12 protein-coding genes are annotated in these 16,894 nt (G+C 72.4%); 8 read left to right on the top strand and 4 right to left on the bottom strand.

All coding sequences use genetic code 11. The annotated features are described in order from the left end of the window. The first annotated feature begins 3 nt into the window (after positions 1-3). From ACLJQF_RS09150 to cydC, 3 genes are all read left to right on the top strand, one after another. Positions 4-990 carry a cytochrome d ubiquinol oxidase subunit II gene (locus ACLJQF_RS09150; protein ID WP_410607784.1) on the top strand — a complete coding sequence of 329 codons (987 nt, stop codon included), beginning with the start codon at positions 4-6 and terminating at the stop codon, positions 988-990. Between the two features lie 9 nt (positions 991-999). Continuing rightward, positions 1,000-2,556 carry a thiol reductant ABC exporter subunit CydD gene (cydD, locus tag ACLJQF_RS09145; protein WP_410607783.1) on the top strand — a complete coding sequence of 519 codons (1,557 nt, stop codon included), beginning with the start codon at positions 1,000-1,002 and terminating at the stop codon, positions 2,554-2,556. Positions 2,557-2,627: 71 nt separating this feature from the next. After that, positions 2,628-4,229: a thiol reductant ABC exporter subunit CydC gene (gene cydC / locus ACLJQF_RS09140; RefSeq protein ID WP_410607936.1), complete on the top strand. Its 1,602-nt coding sequence runs from the start codon at positions 2,628-2,630 to the stop codon at positions 4,227-4,229. On the opposite strand, the gene ACLJQF_RS09135 is transcribed toward cydC, so the two are convergent. Further along, positions 4,165-5,067, bottom strand: coding sequence for a glucosyl-3-phosphoglycerate synthase (locus ACLJQF_RS09135; RefSeq protein ID WP_410607782.1), 903 nt, complete (start codon positions 5,065-5,067; stop codon positions 4,165-4,167). The two genes, cydC and ACLJQF_RS09135, sit on opposite strands and share 65 nt — an antisense overlap. Before the next feature lie 51 nt (positions 5,068-5,118). Here ACLJQF_RS09135 and ACLJQF_RS09130 point away from each other — a divergent pair, with 51 nt between their 5' ends. Then, positions 5,119-5,793 carry a lysophospholipid acyltransferase family protein gene (locus ACLJQF_RS09130; protein WP_410607781.1) on the top strand — a complete coding sequence of 225 codons (675 nt, stop codon included), beginning with the start codon at positions 5,119-5,121 and terminating at the stop codon, positions 5,791-5,793. 97 nt (positions 5,794-5,890) lie between these two features. Here the strand turns inward: ACLJQF_RS09130 and ACLJQF_RS09125 are convergent, their stop codons facing one another. Genes ACLJQF_RS09125 through ACLJQF_RS09115 form a run of 3 tightly spaced genes read right to left on the bottom strand, consistent with a single transcriptional unit; the run spans position 5,891 to position 9,105 of the window. Continuing rightward, the gene (locus ACLJQF_RS09125; RefSeq protein WP_410607780.1) at positions 5,891-6,475 is read right to left on the bottom strand and encodes a TIGR00730 family Rossman fold protein; all 585 of its coding nucleotides are present in this window, start codon (positions 6,473-6,475) and stop codon (positions 5,891-5,893) included. After that, entirely contained in the window at positions 6,475-7,260 is a 786-nt protein-coding gene (locus tag ACLJQF_RS09120; protein WP_410607779.1) for a TIGR00730 family Rossman fold protein, read from the bottom strand. The genes ACLJQF_RS09125 and ACLJQF_RS09120 overlap by 1 nt, the downstream gene beginning before the upstream one ends. Positions 7,261-7,269: 9 nt before the next feature. Then, positions 7,270-9,105, bottom strand: a complete 1,836-nt coding sequence (locus ACLJQF_RS09115; protein ID WP_410607778.1) for a glycoside hydrolase family 9 protein — start codon at positions 9,103-9,105, stop codon at positions 7,270-7,272. A gap of 120 nt (positions 9,106-9,225) precedes the next feature. Between ACLJQF_RS09115 and ACLJQF_RS09110 the strand changes: the two genes are divergently transcribed. The 4 genes from ACLJQF_RS09110 (at position 9,226) to ACLJQF_RS09095 (ending at position 16,802) form a co-directional block, all read left to right on the top strand. Next, positions 9,226-10,509, top strand: a complete 1,284-nt coding sequence (locus ACLJQF_RS09110) for a tetratricopeptide repeat protein (RefSeq protein WP_410607777.1) — start codon at positions 9,226-9,228, stop codon at positions 10,507-10,509. Between the two features lie 385 nt (positions 10,510-10,894). Next, a complete protein-coding gene (locus ACLJQF_RS09105) occupies positions 10,895-12,913 on the top strand; it encodes a M4 family metallopeptidase (RefSeq protein WP_410607776.1) in 2,019 nt (672 codons plus the stop codon). Positions 12,914-12,950: 37 nt separating this feature from the next. Further along, entirely contained in the window at positions 12,951-14,216 is a 1,266-nt protein-coding gene (locus ACLJQF_RS09100; protein WP_410607775.1) for a helix-turn-helix domain-containing protein, read from the top strand. Between the two features lie 321 nt (positions 14,217-14,537). Continuing rightward, positions 14,538-16,802 carry a M4 family metallopeptidase gene (locus ACLJQF_RS09095; protein WP_410607774.1) on the top strand — a complete coding sequence of 755 codons (2,265 nt, stop codon included), beginning with the start codon at positions 14,538-14,540 and terminating at the stop codon, positions 16,800-16,802. Positions 16,803-16,894 lie beyond the last annotated feature (92 nt).

The following is a 16,894-nucleotide window of genomic DNA, read 5'->3' as shown; positions in this document are numbered from 1 at the left end:
CCGATGGCGACCTTCTGGTGGTGCACCCTCGGCCTGCTGACCTGCGGCTACTTCGCACTCGCGGGGTACGACTACGGCGTCGGCATGCTCCTGCCCGGGTTCGAGGCCGACGAGCGGAAGCGGCGGCAGACACTCGGCGCGCTCGGGCCGTTCTTCCTGGCCAACGAGGTCTGGCTGGTGGCGGCCGTCGGCCTGCTGTTCGGCGCGTTCCCGCACCTGGAGGGCAAGGTGTTCGCCGGGGCGTACGTCCTGGTGGTGACGCTCCTGCTCGGCCTGGTGACGTTCACGGCGTCGATGCAGCTGCGCAGCCGCCGCCCGGACGCCCGCCGCGGCGCCTGGACGGCGGGCATTGTCGGCGGCGCCCTGGTGACGGCGCTGTCGTGGGGCCTGTTCCTCGGCAACCTGGTCATCGGGCTGCCGCTGTCCCCCGACGGCTCGCCTTTGGGGGACGTGCTCGCGCTGTTCTCGCCGTACGCGGTGCTGTGGGGACTCGGGTTCGTCGCGTTGTTCTGCCTGCAGGGCGCGGCGTTCCTGGCCGTGCGGGCCCCGGCCGAGCTGACCGGCCGCGCGGTGCGGCTGGCGCGCGCGTTCTCGGCGCCGGTGCTGGCTTTCCTCGTGATCGCCGCGGGATGGGGTTTCTTCTCGCTCGACGGGGTTTCCGGGTTCGGTGCGGTCGTCGCCGGGCTGGCGTTCGCGGCTTTCGCCGGTGCCCGGCTCGGCCTGGCGACGCGGCGGTACCGGCTCGCGCTCGTCGGGTCGATGGTGCTTTCGGCCTGCCCGGCGCTGCTCGTCGGGACGCTGCGCTTTCCCACCGTGCTGGCTTCGCCGGGGTACGCGCTGACGCTCGACCAGGCGGCGACGGCACCGGAGACGTTCGCGGTGCTGGCCTGGTTCGCGCCGCCCGCGGTGCTGGTGTTGCTGGTGGTGCAGTGGCTGACCTGGCGCGCGCACCGCCGTCCCGTCGACCAGCGCTCGCTGCTGCACTTCTAGGAGGACGCTGTGCCCGCACTGCCCGGACTCCGGCGGTACCTGTTCTTTCTCGGCCTGCTCGGCGTGCTCACCGCGGTTTCCGTGCTCCTCCAGGCCGAAGGGCTCGCCACGCTGCTCACCGGTGGCGGGGTTTCGGTGGTGCTGCCGGTGGCCATCGCGGCGCGGGTGGCGCTTTCGTGGGGCCAGAGCGTCCTCAGTGGACGGTTTGCGGCGTCGGTTCGCGGCGCCCTGCGACGGCGATTGCTCGGGTCCGCTTCGGACCGCGCGGGCGTGGTCGCGACGCAGATCACGCGCGGTGTCGACGCCACGGACAGCTACCTGACCGGCTACCTGCCGTCGCTGGCCGGGTCGGTCGTGGTGCCGGTCGCGGTGATCGTGCGGCTGTTCACGACGGACCTGGCCTCGGCCTTGATCGTCGTGTGCACCCTGCCGCTGATCCCGGTGTTCGCGATCCTGGTCGGGAAGCACGCGAAGGCGTCCGTCCAGTGGGAGCTGCTGACGAAGCTGGGCGGGCACTTCCTGGACGTCGTCCGCGGGCTCGGGACCTTGAAGGTGTTCGGCCGGGCGGCGGCCCAGGCGGCGACGGTGCGTTCGATGGCCGCCGCGCACGCCGACGCGACCATGAAGACGTTGCGGGTGGCGTTCCTGTCGGCGCTGGTGCTGGAACTGGTGGCAACGCTTTCGGTCGCGCTGGTGGCGGTGCCGATCGGCTTCCGGTTGCTGTCGGGCGGCCTGGAGGCGCGTCCGGCGCTGGTGATCCTGCTGCTGACGCCGGAGGCGTACCTGCCGCTGCGGGCGGCGGGCGCGAAGTTCCACGCGGCGGCCGAGGGCCTGACGGCGTTGCGGGAGGCACTGGCGGTGCCGGTGGTTCCGGTTTCGTCCGGGGCCCGGTGCCGCCGGCGGGGCGCGCCTTCGGTGGTTTTCGAGCGGGTCTCGGTGGCTTACGACGGCGTCCCGGCCTTGTCCGACGTGGACTTCTCGGTGCCCGCCGGCTCGCGGGTGGCCTTGGTCGGGCCGAGCGGGTCGGGGAAGAGCACGGTGCTGGCGGTGCTGCTGGGGTTCGTGCCGCCGTCTTCGGGACGGGTCCTGGTCGACGGCGTGGACCTGCGTTCGCTGTCTCCGGCGGAGTGGCTGGCCGACGTGGCGTGGGTCCCGCAGCGGCCGACGTTGTTCCGCGGCTCGCTGGCGTCGAACATCGCTCTCGGCGTTCCTTCGGCCGACGTGGCCGCGGCGGCCCGGGCGGCGGCCCTCGATGCGGTGGCCGCGGGGTTGCCGTCGGGCTACGAGACGCCGGTGGGCGAGCTGGGCGAGGTGTTGTCGGCGGGTCAGCGGCAGCGGGTGGGGCTGGCCCGGGCGTTGGCGCGGACTTCGGCGGGGCTGGTGCTGCTGGACGAACCGACGGCCCGGCTGGATGCCCGGACGGAGGAGGCGGTGCTGTCGGCGACCCGGCGGCTGCTGCCCGGCCGGACGGCGGTGCTGGTGGCCCACCGCCCGGCGATGGTCTCACTGGCGGACCGGGTGCTCGAGCTCCGCGGCGGCCGGGTTCGGACAGAGGTGGCGGCGTGAGGCGGCGGCACCGCACGCCCTCGGCCCTCGAGTTCGTGAAGGCCACCTTGAGGAACTTGTACTTCCTGAAGGTGGCCTTCACGAACGTCTGGGCGTTGTCCGCAAGGGAGCTGCTCCGGCTGCTCCGCGCCGCCCTTCTCGGGGCCGCCGCCGAGCTCGCCGCCCTGGCTCTGATGGCCACCGCCGCCTGGCTCCTCCTCCGCGCCGCCGAGCGACCGCCGCTCGCCGCACTCACCGTGGCGATCGTCGCCGTCCGCACCCTTGCCCTCCTCCGCGGCGGCCTCCGGTACGCCGAACGGCTCGCCGGGCACGAGGTCGTCCTCCGGTGGCTCGGCTCGCTGCGGACCCGCGTCTACCAAGCTCTCCTGCCCGGGACCCGGTACTCCGGCGGCGATCTCGTCACCCGCCTGGTGTCCGATGTGGACGCTCTGCAGGACGCCGTCCTGCGGTGGGTCCTGCCCGCCGGGGTCGCCGGGATCGTGGGCACCGCCGCCGTCGCCGGCACGGCAACCGCGTCGACGCAGGCCGCCGGGACGCTCGCCGCCGGGCTGCTCGTGGCCGGGGTGCTCCTGCCGTGGCTGGTCGTCCGCGTCACCGCCGGGGCCGCGCGGGAGAACGCGCCGAACCGGGCCGAACTGGCCGAGCGGGCCGTCGAACTCGGCACCGGGCACCGGGAGCTCGTCGCGGCCGGGGCCCTCGAAGAACACCGGCAACGCGCCACGGGCGTCGTCCACGAGATCACCGCGGGCGAGCGGACGGCCTCGGCCAAGACGGCCCTCCTCTCGGCCGCCGGCGTGCTCGTCCAGCTGGGCACGACCGTGGCCGTCGGGCTGCTCGCCCACGCCTCCGTGCCGTGGACCGCAGCGCTGACCCTGAGTGCCCTGACCTGCTTCGAAGTCGTCCTCCCGCTGATCGGTGCCGCCCGGCGCGTGCCCGAAATCCGCGCGTCCGCCGCCCGGGTGCGCGCCGTGCTCACCGAGCCGGCACCGCCGCAAGGCACGCGCACCGCGTCGACCGGCCATTTTCGGCTCGAGAAAGCCGGCGTCCGCCACCCGGGCCGGGCCCCCGCGCTCCGGGACGTCGACCTCGACCTGCCGCCCGGCAAGCGCGTCGGCATCCTCGGCCCCAGCGGCGCCGGCAAGACGACCCTCCTCCGTCTCCTGCTCGGCAACCAGGCGCCCACCGAAGGCCGGGTGACTCTCGACGGCCATCCGATCGGCGAGTACGCCGACCTGTCGAAGCTCGTCTCGGGCGCCGAGGCCGACGCCCACGTCTTCCACACGACCGTCCGCGAGAACCTCCTGCTCGCCAAGCCGGACGCGACCGACGACGAGCTGCGGGAAGCCTGCGCCACCGCCGGGTTCGACCTCGGCCTCGACCGCGACACCGGCCCCGACGGCGAGGCGCTCTCCGGCGGTCAGCGGCAGCGGCTGATCCTCGCCAGGGCCGTCCTGGCGGCACCGCAGGTCCTCGTGCTCGACGAGCCGGTGGAAGGCCTCGACCCGGTCCACGGCGACGCCGTCCTGGCGCAGGTTCTCGCCAAGGCGAACGGCAGCGTGGTCCTCGTCACCCACCGCCCCGAACACCTCGGCGGCTTCGACGAGGTCCTCACCCTCGAAGACGGGCGATTACGTCCCGCATCGGCGGCCGGTCGGCGACCCGGACCTCCGTGACGTCCGGCAGCCACTCCTCGTCCACCGGCACGAACTGCGTGAACGGCGCGTCGGCGGCCGGCACGCCGCAGCGGTCCAGGGCGGTGCCGAGGATCTGGCGGGACATCACGCCCAGCTGGGCCAGCGACCGGTTGCGGTGCTTCCGGACACCCAGGTTGACCTGCGCCAGCCCGTCGAGGCCGTACCGCGCCTCGGCGTCGAGCAGCAGGCCGATCTCGACGCCGTAGCCGGCCGCGAAGGGCACCGAGTCGAGGAACTCGCGGCTGCCCGCGTACTCGCCGCCGAGGGGCTGGATCAGGCCGCCGAGGGCCGGGCGCAGCGCCGAGAGCACCGGCCTCGCCAGCAGCTCGGTGACGCGCCCGCCGCCGCTGCTCTCCAGCCGCAGCGGGCGGCGGTAGAAGCCCTTGACCAGGTGGACGCCGCTTTCGGCGACCAGCGGGCCGAGCAGCGACGGCACGAACGCCGGATCCGGGTCGACCAGGTCGGAGTCGAGGAAGACGACGAAGTCGCCGCTGGTCGCGGCCAGCGACCGCCACAGCACCTCGCCCTTGCCGGGCACCGGCGGCAGCTCCGGCAGGACGTCCTCGCGCCGGACCACCCGCGCGCCCGCGGCCTCGGCGGTTTCCACGGTCGCATCCGTGGACCCCGAATCCATGACGACCAGCTCGTCGACGACACTCCCGAGAAGGGGACGCACCGACGCGACGACGTCACCGACGGTCCGCTCTTCGTCCAGCGCCGGTAGCACGACCGAAACCGTCCGGTCACCCTTCGCGGCCACGATGTCCGCGGGCGTCCAGCCGGGCTCCTGCCACGTACGCCGCTCGAACCAACTCACGAGTAACGATCGTGCCATGCTGGTGGCACCGCACCCGAGGAGGAGGACCACTTGATCGCGCTGCTTGTCCGGTTCGTGCTGGGACCGCTGGTCAGGGCGGTGTACCGGCCCGAAGTGCACGGCGTGGAAAACGTGCCCACCACGGGCCCGGTGCTCCTGGCGGCCAACCACCGCGCCGCCCTCGACACCGGCGTGATCACCTTCGCGACCCCGCGGCAGGTGAAGTTCCTCGGCAAGGCGGAGTACTTCGTCGGCAAGAGCCTCAAGGGCAAGGCGCTGGCCGGGTTCCTCGGCGGCCTCGGGTACGTGCCGGTCGAGCGCGGCAACGCCCAGGCCGGACTGGCGGCACTGGAGGCGGCCCGCAAGGTGCTCGACGCGGGCGGCGTCTTCGCGATCTACCCGGAGGGCACGCGCTCACTGGACGGACGGCTGCACCGCGGCCACACCGGCGTCGCGGCGCTCGCCCTGGCAACCGGTGCGAAGGTGGTCCCGGTCGCGCTGACCGGCACCGAGAACCTCCAGCCGGGCGGCGCTCGCATACCCCGCCCGGCCAAAATCGGCGTCACGTTCGGCAAGCCGCTGGACTTCTCGCGGTACGAAGGCCAGGACAACGCGCCGGCGATCCGCCGATCGGTGACCGACGAGGTGATGTACGCGATCCTGGAGCTGTCCGGCCAGGAGTACGTGGACACCTACCACAAGCGGCCGAGCGAAGGCGTCGCCTGACATTCGGGCCGATGCGCCCCAATGTGGCCTTGGTTGCGTCTGACGCACCGAAGGCCGCCTTGGTTGCGTCAGACGCACCGAAGGCCGCCTTGGGGCGCTAGATGCCCGGCGCTTCCTTCGCCCACTTCGGCGGCGCCGGCGGCTCGTACGTCTCGAACCTGTCCAGCAGCGCCGCCGGGTCGGCGTCGGTGAGCAGCAGCTCGCGGTAGCCCGGCTTGACGAACCCCTCCGTCACCATCCGGTCGGCGAACGTCAGCAGCGGCCCGTAGTACCCGTCGACGTCGACCAGGCCGATCGGCTTTCCGTGCAGGCCCAGCTGGGCCCAGGTCCAGACCTCGAACAGCTCCTCCAGCGTGCCCGCGCCGCCCGGGAGGGCGAGGAAGCCGTCGGACAGGGCCGCCATCTTGGCCTTGCGCTCGTGCATGTCCGCGACGACGTGCAGCTCGGTCAGCCCGGCGTGGGCGATCTCGACCGACGACAGCGCGTCCGGGATCACGCCGATCACCTCACCGCCCGCGGCCAGTGCGGCGTCGGCGACCACGCCCATCGTGCCGACGCTCGCACCGCCGTACACCAGGCCGATGCCGCGCTGGGCCAGCAGCTTGCCGAGCGCCGCCGCCTGCTCGGCGTAGCGGGGCGAAAAGCCCATCGCCGAGCCGCAGAAGACGCAGATCCGCCGCATCAGTGCGTGTCCTCCCAGGCCTGGTAGGACTCCTGCACCACGCGGACCGCGTCGTCGATGTCGTCGGTGACGTGCAGCAGGTCGAGGTCGTGCGGGCTGACCTTGCCCTGGGCCTGCACGGTCTTGGCGATCCAGTCGTAGAGCCCGCCCCAGTAGTCGCTGCCGAACAGCACCACCGGGAACTTGGTGACCTTCTTGGTCTGCACCAGCGTCAGCGCCTCGAACAGCTCGTCGAGCGTGCCGAAGCCGCCGGGCAGGCAGATGAAGGCCTGCGAATACTTGATGAACATCGTCTTCCGGGCGAAGAAGTACCGGAAGTTGACGCCCAGGTCGACCCACGGGTTCAGGCCCTGCTCGAACGGCAGCTCGATGCCCAGCCCGACGGAGAAGCCGCCCGCCTCGGCCGCGCCGCGGTTGACCGCCTCCATCGCGCCCGGGCCGCCGCCGGTCATCACCGCGAAACCGGCGTTGGCCAGCGCCGCGCCGATCTTGCGGCCCAGCTCGTACTCCGGGTTGTCGCGCTTGGTGCGGGCCGAGCCGAACACCGTGACCGCGCGCGGGACCTCCGCGAGCGCGCCGAAGCCCTCGACGAACTCGGCCTGGATGCGCAGCACCCGCCACGGGTCGGTGTGCACCCAGTCGCTCGGGCCGCGCGAGTCCAGGAGGCGCTGGTCGGTGGTGCTGCCCTGGTCGCGGCGGTCGCGGCGCAGCACGACCGGGCCCTTGTGCCGCTCCACCGGGCGTTCGGGGTACTGGCCGTCCGGCCATTCAGACTGTTCGCTCACTTCCCCATGCTACGGCCTCGCCGCCAGCGAGAATGCGAGCAGCGCGGTAGCCGTGAAGTCGATTGCGGGCTCGTTACTGGGCCATGAACTCAGGTCGTCGGCGTAGCGGCTTCCCCGGCCGTCGAAGGATTCATACGGACGGGTGCATTCCTTGGCGCCCGCCGGGAACGGCAGGTCGGCGAAATTGTCCGCGCCGTTGGGGCCGTTCACCACCGCGCCGTAGAGCACTTTCGAAGGTCCGGCGAGGTTCGCGGCCTGGTGGTGCGGGCACTGCGGGGACGTCGTGCCGACGCCGACCACGAGCGACACGCCCCAGGCGTTGGCCCCGAGGGTGAAGTTCCGTTGCTGCGCCCCGAACGCGGCATACCGCGCATCGCCGGTGACCCGCTGGTAGAGCCGGGCGGTCGCGGCGAAGCCGAAGCTCTTGCTGGCCGCATCGAATTCGGTCACCGCGACGGCCGTCCGGAATGGACTCGTCTTCGCCGCCTCGACGCCGGAGTCCAGCTGGCGCCGCAGGTCGGCGGCCAGTTCGCGGACGCCGAGCACCGCGCCCGGGACGCCGGTGCGCAGCAGGGCGGCCAGGTCGGCGTGGGCGAGCGCGCTGGTGTCGTAGAGGTTCAACGTGCTCGTGTCGCCGCTGCCGATGTAGGCCTTCGCCCACCTCGCCGCGTCGCGGGCCCAGCCGTTCGCGCGCGGGTCCTGCAGCGCTCGCGCGGCCAGGGCGAGCTGGGTCGCCCCCAGCTCCAGGTCGTCCTCCCACGAGGATTCCGGGTAGTAGGCGTGCGGGAAGGCGGTGACGAGCTCGCCGACGCCGGTCGTCTTGGCCTGCGCGAAGACGGCCGCCGCCTCGGCGAGGTAGTGCCGGGCGAGCCGCGGGTCGCGGTGGGCGTACCCCTGCGCGCCCAGTGCGAACGCCGCGGCGACGCGGCCGGCGAGGTTCGGGGACAGCGGGGCGCCCGCCTGGGCCGCCGGGAACACCGGCCGGTGCTTGACGAAGTAGGCCGGGTCGCCGGGCTTGACGTCGAGCGCGTCGTCGTCCTGCGGGTTGCGCCAGACGTCGTGGTCGCCGAGGAAGCCGAACTCCTCGCTGCCGGTGCCGATGCCGACCTGGGCGTAGAGCGTCCGGGTGCGGCCGTCCCACACCTTGTCGAGCCAGTCGAGGCCGAAGCGGACCTCCTTCGCCAGCACCGGATCGGGGTCTTCGCGCAGCACGAAACCCAGCTCGGCCAGTGAGTACGCGGTGTTGGAGGTGAACTTGACGAAGTCGCCGGCGTCGACCCAGCCGCCTTCGACGTCGACCGGGCCACCCCGCGGCTGCAACGGTTCGACGATCTCGTCACCGCCTTCACCGGCGAACTTCGGCTCCGCGTACACGGTCGCCGTCCGGTCGGCGAGGTGCGACGGTTTGCGGTCGAGGCGGCCCGGGATGACGTCGTGGCCGTCTCGCTGGGCCTGGAAGAACTCGGTGGTGGCGCGCACGAGCGGGCGGAACAGCCGGCGCGCGGTGTCGATCCGGAACGGTGGCGACGTCGCGCCCGCCGCCTTGACCCGGTAGGTGCCCGGTCTATCCACAGTGGACAGGTCAAGGTCGAACACCGCCGGGTAGCGCGCGTTCCAGGCGCCGAGGCTCGCGCCGGTGCGACCTTCGCGGACGGTGTGGCCACGCTCGTCGACCACGGTGAACTTCCCGGCCGCGCCGCCGAGCAGGTACGCGTGCTTCGCCTCGCCCAGCGCGTAGCCGACTTGGTCGACCCGCACTTCCACCGGAGTGGTCGCGGCCTCGGCCGGAGTGGCCGCGAGCGGCACGGCGAGCGCGGCCGCCGTCGCGAAGGGAAGCAGGCGCATGATCGGCCTCCACTTTGTTAGGAAAGTTTCCTATTTAGCAGAGAACGCTATCCCGGCGCGGTCACGGGCGTCAATATGTCCGTTTCCGCGACCGGCGCGCCGATGACCTACCGTGGGGAGATGACCAGTGCCCCCGCCGAACCGCTCGGAGCGCGGATCCGGCGGCTGCGCACCGGCCGCGGCTGGACCCAGCGCGAGCTGGCCGAGCCCGGCTACGACCGGGGTTTCCTGGCGAAGGTCGAGACCGGCAGCCGACCGCCGTCGGAGGAGATGCTGACCTACCTGGCGCAGCGGCTCGGGCTGACCGTGGACGAGCTGCGGTTCGGCCGCCCGCCCGGCGTCGCCGACGAGCTGCGGGCGGCACTGGACGAGGGCTACCGCGACCTGGAACAGGGCCGGATCGCCGCCGCGGAAGAGCGGTTCGCGGCCGCGGGCAAGCAGGCGGCGGGCTACCACCTCGACGACGTCGAGTGCTACGCGCGGTTCTGCCAGGCCGAGGTGAAGTGGCAGCTCTTCGACGTCGCGGGGGCGCAGCAGGCGCTGGAGCACGCGGAGGAACTGGCCGGCGCGGCGCCGCCGTGGCTGCGGGCGATGATCGTGCACCGGTGGTCGGGCTGCCGGTTCCAGAGCGGCGACGCGGGTGCGGCGGTCGCGCGCGTCGAGGCCGAACTGGCGACGCGGCCCTCCGACCCGGACGCCGAGTTGTGCCTGCTGACGGCGCTGATCCACCCGCTGATGGAGATGGGCGGCCTGCACCGGGCCCGCCGCGCGGCCGAGGACGGACGGCGGCTGGCGCGCGCGGCGACGCGGCCGGACTTCGTCGCGCGCTTCCACCGGCAGGCGTCGCAGGTGTGGCAGGCGACCGGCCGCGCGGACCGGGCGGACGAGGACCTGACCGAGGCGTGCCGGCTGTTCGCGTCCGCGGGGTTCGACCGCGACGCGGCCCGCTGCCGCTGGGCCCGCGGCTACCTGCTGCGCCACCTGGGCCGCCTCGACGAAGCCCGCGCGGAACTGACCGCGGCCCGCGACCAGCTCGCGGCGATCGGCGCGGACGAGGGCTTCGCCGGGGCGACGCTCGAGCTGGCCGAGGTCCGGCTCCGACAGGGAGCGCCCGAGGAAGCCGCGACGCTCGTTTCCGAGGTCCGCACCCTGTTGTCCCGCGACATCGAGTCGCTGGGCGAGGCGACGAGCCTGCTGGGCCAGATCGCCGAGGCCCAGGGTGACCCGGAGACGGCGGCCCGGCTGCTGCGCGAGGCCTTCGAGATCCAGACGGGGGCATCCCTGCACGGCGCGGCGGTTTCGACGGCCCTGCGGCTCGGCGACACCCTCCGGCACCACGGCCGTCTCGACGAAGCCGTCGAGGCCTACCGGCGCGGCCTGGACTCGGCCGCCGGCGAGCCATAACCGTGTCGTCCCCCCAATCACGCGTGATGACCCTCTGATCACACGTGATGACCCTCCCGCCACCGAACTCTTGTGATCGGGTGTGGAACTCGCGTGATTGGAACGCCAACTCGCGTGATTGGAGGGTCGACACGGCGGACCAGCGGGGGTAGTGGTCCGAACCGACGCAACTTTCCTACGAAAGTCTGTGAATTGGTTCAGACCACCAGCGGCGAGCCTGTCCACCTGCGGTTTTCCGCCGGCCACGACGATCTTGCCGGGCGCACGCTAGGCCGTTCGGCCCATTGACCCGTGCGCGACCGAAACCTTTACTCGGACGCGTCCGGCGCAATAACACCAGTTATTCACCCGGGCACATTCCTCCCGGTCCCCGGAAAGGTTCCCCATGAGATCCCCACGTGGGCTGGCGGCGATCGCCGGCCTGGCCCTGACGTTCGCGGTGCCGGCGATCCCGGCCGCCGCCGCTCCCGCACCTCCCGCCGCCACCCCGCCCGAGGCGCTCGCCGCCCGCGCCGCCGACCAGGCCGCCCTCAGCGGCGCCGACCGGCTCGCGAAGGGTGCCGGGGAGGCCTTCGTCCGCACCGGAGTCACTCCGGGTGGCGGCGGGCTCTACTTCGCCTCCTACCAGCGCACCTACCACGGCCTGCCGGTCATCGGCGGCGACGCGGTGGTCGTCGCCGACGGTGCCGGGCGCGTCCGCGGCACCGAAGCCGCGCCCACCGCGCCGATCAAGGTCGGCACGCAAGCCACCGTCGACGCCGATCAAGCGGCGAAGACCGCGGGCCGCCGGGTGTCCACTGTAGACAGCGTGGCGACGCCGCGGCTGGTCGTGCTGGCCGGGGACACCCCGAAGCTCGCCTACGAGGTCGTCGTCAGCGGCCGCGACCACGGCAAGCCGACCCGCCTGCACGTCTTCGTCGACAGCGCGACCGGCGCCGTCCTCGACACGCGCGACGACGTCCGCGAGGCCGGCACCGGCAACTCCTACTACGCCGGCACCGTCGCCATCGACACCTCGGGCTCCGGCAGCTCGTACTCGATGACCGACCCGGGCCGCCGCGGCGTCGCCTGCGGCCGCGAAGGCGGCTCGATCTTCACGAAGAGCAGCAACACCTGGGGTACCGGCTCGGGCACCGATCTCGAGACCGGCTGCGTCGACGTCCTCTACAGCGTCCAGACCGAGTGGAAGATGCTCGCCGAGTGGCTCGGCCGCACCGGCATCGACGGCGCCGGCGGCGGGTTCCGCGCCGGCGTCGGCCTCAACGACGTCAACGCCTACTGGGACGGCTCCTCGACGCACTTCGGACACTCGCAGGACAACCGCCGCCAAGCCACGCCGATGGACGTCGTCGGCCACGAGTTCGGCCACGCGATCTTCCAGACCACGCCGGGCGGCGCGGGCTCGGGCAACGAGAACGGCGGGCTCAACGAGTCCACCGGCGACATCTTCGGCGCGCTGACCGAGTTCTACGCGAACAACCCGAAGGACACGCCGGACTTCAGCGTCGGCGAAGGCGTCAACCTTGTCGGCCAGGGCCCGATCCGCTACCTGGACAACCCGTCGAAGGCCGGCGACCCGAACTGCTACTCGGCGTCGATCCCCAGCACCGAGGTGCACGCGGCCGCGGGCCCGCAGAACCACTGGTTCTACCTCCTTTCCCAGGGCAGCGGCGCCAGCCCGACCTGCAACAGCTCGGCCGTGACCGGCATCGGCATCCAGAAGGCGGGCAAGATCTTCTACAACGGCCTGCTGAAGAAGACGTCGTCGTGGAACCACCGCGCGGCCCGCAAGGCCACCCTGGAAGCCGCGGTCGCGCTGTTCCCGGGCAGCTGCACCGAGTTCGCCGCCACCAAAGCCGCGTGGGACGCGGTGAGCGTGCCCGCGGTCAGCGGTGAGCCGGCCTGCACCGGCCAGCCGCCCGCCGGCAACGACTACTCGCTGACGCTGGCCCCGACCTCGGCGTCCGTCCAACCCGGACAGACGGCGACCACCACGGTGACCACCCGGATCACCTCGGGCACCGCCCAGACCGTGCAGCTGGTGGCCACCGGCCTGCCCGAGGGCGCGAAGGCGACCTTCGCCCCGGCGAGCATCTCCTCCGGCGGCACTGCGACGCTGACCATCACCACCTCGGCGACCACGCCGGAGGGCACCAGCCAGGTGACGGTCACCGGCGACGGCACGGACGCCGACCACACCGCGCAGTTCTCGCTCACCGTCGGCACCGGCACCCCGCCGACCGGCTGCGCCGGGCTCGCCGAGTGGGACGCCGCCAAGGCGTACGTGCCCAACGACGTCGTGGGCCACAACGGTCACAAGTGGACGTCGCTGTGGTACTCGACCGGCGCCGAGCCCGGCGCGCCCACCTCGTGGGCCGTCTGGAGCGACGGCGGCGCGTGCTGAGGCCTAACCTGGACGTCCACGGCGGAAAGGCACCCGGGTGAGCGAGAACGTCGGCGAACGCCTGCGTCAGCTGCGCACCGAACGCGGGCTCACGCAGCGCGAACTCGCCGGGCCGCAGTACTCCGCGGCGTACGTGTCGTCGGTCGAGACCGGCGCGCGGACGCCGTCGGGGGACGCCCTGCGGTTCTTCGCCCGGCAACTCGGCATCGACGCGGGCGAGCTGCTCGGCGGCCGGTCCCCGCGGGAGCTGATCGAGCTCGACCTCGAGCTCATCGAGACGGCGGAGCGGTTCCTGGCCGGCGACGCCCGCCGCGCGGCCCCGCGGATGCAGCGGATCCGGCGGCACGCCGAGCGGCTGGACCGGCCGCGTCAGGCCGGGATCGCGCTGCTGTGGCTGGCCGGGTACTCGACCGGCGACGTCCGCACGAAGTACGTCGCCGACGCCGAAACGGTCCTTTCCGGCGAGCCACCGCCGGTGCGGGCCATGGTCGTGCCCCTGCGCGCGGCCGTGCTGACCGGCTGGGGCGAGGTGCAGTATTCGGTGCACCTGCTGGAAACCTGCCACGCCGAGCTGCTGCGCGACGGCTACCCGCAGCCGTCGATGCTGCTGACGCTGCGGGCCTGCCTGGCCGAGCGGCACCTGCGTCAGGGCGACCTGGAGCGGGCGGCCGAGTACGCCGGCTCGGCGCTGCGGCTGGCCCGGGGCGGCCCGGCGGTGCTCGCGGAGTTGACCCGCAGCCACGTCGAGGTGTGCCGCAGCCACCTGGCGGCGGACCGGTTCACCGACGCCGCCGCGTCGGTCGCCGCGGCCTACGACCTGATGCAGGAACGGGCGTTGCACCCGGCGATGGCGTACTGCCTGCTGGCCAGGGCCCGGATCCGCGGCCGGTCGGGTGACGTCGAGGGTGCGCTGGCCGACCTCGGCGCGGCGCGGGACACGGCGTGGCCGGACGACGTCCCGGCGATCACCGTCGAGCTCGCCGCGGAGTACCTCGCGGCGGGCAGGCTGGAGACGGCGGCCGCGCTGCTCGACCAGATCCGCCCGGCGATCGTGGCGGGCACGCCGCTGGCCGCGGAGCTGCGGCTGCAGCAGGGCTCGCTGGCCAGGGCCCGCGGCGACGCCCGCCGCGCGGCCGAGGACCTGCGGGCCGCCGTCGAGCTGGCCACCGGCCTGGGCGCCCGGGGGGTGCTGGTCCGCGCACTGCGGCCGTTGAGCGAGCTGCTCGGCGAGACCGGCAAGCAGGCGGAGGCGGCGGACGTGCTGCGGAACGGGCTCATCGCGCTGGGCGCGGAAGACGGCTGAGCAGGCGGGTAACCGTTTTCCAAGCGGTACTGACGAATCCCGGTGATCGAGATCGTCCGGCGTTCGGATGGTGTCGCCGACAATCCCTACGAAAGTCGTTCCGGGACGGAACGCGGGAAGAATCCCCTGCTGCGGCGGGGTTTGTACGATTTGATTCGATAATCCGGAACGTGCCATTGGTCCGTTCGGCGCATTGACGCCCCGATCCGCTGATCCTTTACTCGAATGCGTCCGGACGCATACCTGCAGTTAGCACCCCGGACACGTCTCCCTCTTCCTCTTACCGGACCTCGATTCTGCCTTCATGGAAGGAAGACCTCGATGACCCATCGTGGGTTCAGCACGGGCTTGGCGGCCGTCGCCGGGTTCGCCATGACGCTCGCGTTACCGGTGACCCCGGCGAGCGCAGCGTCTTCAGCACAGCCCGCCGCCCCGGAAGCGGTGGCCGCCCGCGCCGCCGACCAGGCGGCCGCCAGCGGTCTCGACGCCCTGCGCCGCGGCCCGGCCGAATCGTTCCAGCGCATCGGCCTGACCGCCGGCGGCGCCGGCCTCTTCTACGGCGCCTACCAACGCACCTACCAAGGCCTGCGGGTCGTGGGCGGGGACGCGGTCGTCGTCGCCGACGGCGCCGGGCGCGTGCGCGGCACCAGCTCCGCCGAGACCGCGGCCATCACCGTCGGGACCCAGGCGTCCCTCGACGCGGCCAAGGCCGCGGCCACCGCGCGCGCTCAACTGCCCACTGTGGACAGTGTGGGCACGCCGGAGAAGGTGGTGCTGGCCGGGGCGAGCCCGAAGCTGGCTTACGAGGTCGTCGTCGCCGGGCGCACCGCCACGGCGCCGAGCAACCTGCACGTGTTCGTCGACGCGGCGACCGGCGCGATCCTCGACAAGCGGGACGACGTGAAGACGTTCGCCTCCGGAGCGAAGGGCCAGGCGCAGCCCGCCACGGTGAACGTCGCAGGCACCGGCAACAGCTATTACGTCGGGAACGTCTCCATCGACACGACGCAGTCCGGCACCACGTACACGCTGCGTGACCCGGGCCGCACGGGCATCAGCTGCGGCCGCGAGGGCGGTTCCGTCTACAGTGGACCGGACAATGCCTGGGGCAACGGCTCCGGTACCGACCTCGAAACCGCCTGCGTCGACACGCTGTACGGCGTCCAGACCGAGTGGAAGATGCTCGCCGAGTGGCTCGGCCGCAACGGCATCAACGGCAGCGGGACCGGCTACCCGGCTTCGGTGGGCCTGTCCGACGTCAACGCGTACTGGAACGGCTCCTCGACCCACTTCGGGCACTCGCAGGACAACCAGCGCCAGGCCACCTCGATGGACGTCGTCGGGCACGAGTTCGGCCACGGCATCTTCCAGTTCACCCCGGGCGGTGCCGGTTCCGGCAACGAGAACGGCGGCATGAACGAGTCGACCGGTGACATCTTCGGCGCGCTGACCGAGGCGTATGCGAACAACGCCAAGGACACGCCGGACTACGAGGTCGGCGAGGGCGTCAACCTGGTCGGCCAGGGCCCGATCCGCTACATGTACCAGCCGTCGAAGGTGGGCGACCCGAACTGCTACTCGTCGTCGATCCCGAGCACCGAGGTGCACGCGGCCGCGGGCCCGCAGAACCACTGGTTCTACCTGCTGGCCGAGGGCTCGAACCCGGGCGGCGGCAAGCCGGCCAGCCCGACCTGCAACAGCTCGTCGGTCACCGGCCTCGGCATCCAGAAGGCCGGCAAGATCTTCTACAACGGCCTGCTGAAGAAGACCTCGTCGTGGAACCACAAGGCCGCCCGCAAGGCGACCCTCGAAGCCGCGATCGCGCTCTTCCCGGGCAGCTGCACGGAGTACAACACCACCAAGGCCGCGTGGGACGCCATCTCCGTCACCGCCGCGACCGGTGAGCCTGCCTCGTGCAGCGGCGGCGGGCCGGACTTCTCGGTCGCGCTGAACCCGGCTTCGGGTTCCGTGCAGCCGGGCGCCTCGGTGACCACCACGATCAGCACCGCGATCACCTCCGGCGCGGCGCAGTCCATCACGCTGTCCGCCTCCGGCCTGCCCGCCGGCGCAACCGCGACGTTCAACCCGGCCACCGTCCAGTCGGGTGGCTCCTCGACGCTGACCATCGCGACTACCGCGTCGACCCCGACCGGCAGCTTCCCGATCACCATCACCGCCGACGGGGCCAGCACCGACCACACGGCGTCGTACACCCTTTCCGTGGGCACCACGGGCACGTGCGCCCCGGTGACCAACTCGACCCGCTTGAACATCCCGGACTACCCGGCGAGCGCGGTCAACAGCACCAACACCATCACCGGCTGCGCCCGCAACGCCTCCAGCACCACGAAGGTCGAGGTGCACATCGTCCACACCTACCGCGGTGACCTCGTCCTCGACCTGGTCGCCCCCGACGGCACCGCCTACCGACTGAAGAACTCCAGCAGCGACTCAGCCGACAACATCGACACCACCTACACCGTCAACGCCTCCACCGAAGCCGCCAACGGCGCGTGGCAGCTCCGCATCCGAGACGTCGGCCCCGCCGACACCGGCTACCTCTCCACCTGGACCCTCACCCCCTAACCCCAAGTTCGTGAAGGCCACCTTGAGGAACTACAAGTTCCTCAAGGTGGCCTTCACGAACTTCTCTCCCCCACCCCACCGAAGGAATTCAC

Origin of the sequence: Amycolatopsis sp. lyj-109 (genome assembly GCF_046548995.1) — a bacterium.
Taxonomy (GTDB): Bacteria; Actinomycetota; Actinomycetes; order Mycobacteriales; family Pseudonocardiaceae; genus Amycolatopsis.
The sequence above is the reverse complement of the archived record's forward strand: the minus strand, read 5'-3'. Positions and strand labels throughout refer to the sequence as shown.

Excerpts from the sequence above, each read along its gene's own strand:
- ACLJQF_RS09150 (WP_410607784.1), top strand. The coding sequence starts at position 4 with ATGGCGACCTTCTGGTGGTGCACCCTCGGCCTGCTGACCTGCGGCTAC.
- ACLJQF_RS09125 (WP_410607780.1), bottom strand. The coding sequence starts at position 6,475 with ATGCGGCGGATCTGCGTCTTCTGCGGCTCGGCGATGGGCTTTTCGCCC.
- ACLJQF_RS09115 (WP_410607778.1), bottom strand. The coding sequence starts at position 9,105 with ATGCGCCTGCTTCCCTTCGCGACGGCGGCCGCGCTCGCCGTGCCGCTC.
- ACLJQF_RS09110 (WP_410607777.1), top strand. The coding sequence starts at position 9,226 with ATGACCAGTGCCCCCGCCGAACCGCTCGGAGCGCGGATCCGGCGGCTG.
- ACLJQF_RS09105 (WP_410607776.1), top strand. The coding sequence starts at position 10,895 with ATGAGATCCCCACGTGGGCTGGCGGCGATCGCCGGCCTGGCCCTGACG.
- ACLJQF_RS09095 (WP_410607774.1), top strand. The coding sequence starts at position 14,538 with ATGACCCATCGTGGGTTCAGCACGGGCTTGGCGGCCGTCGCCGGGTTC.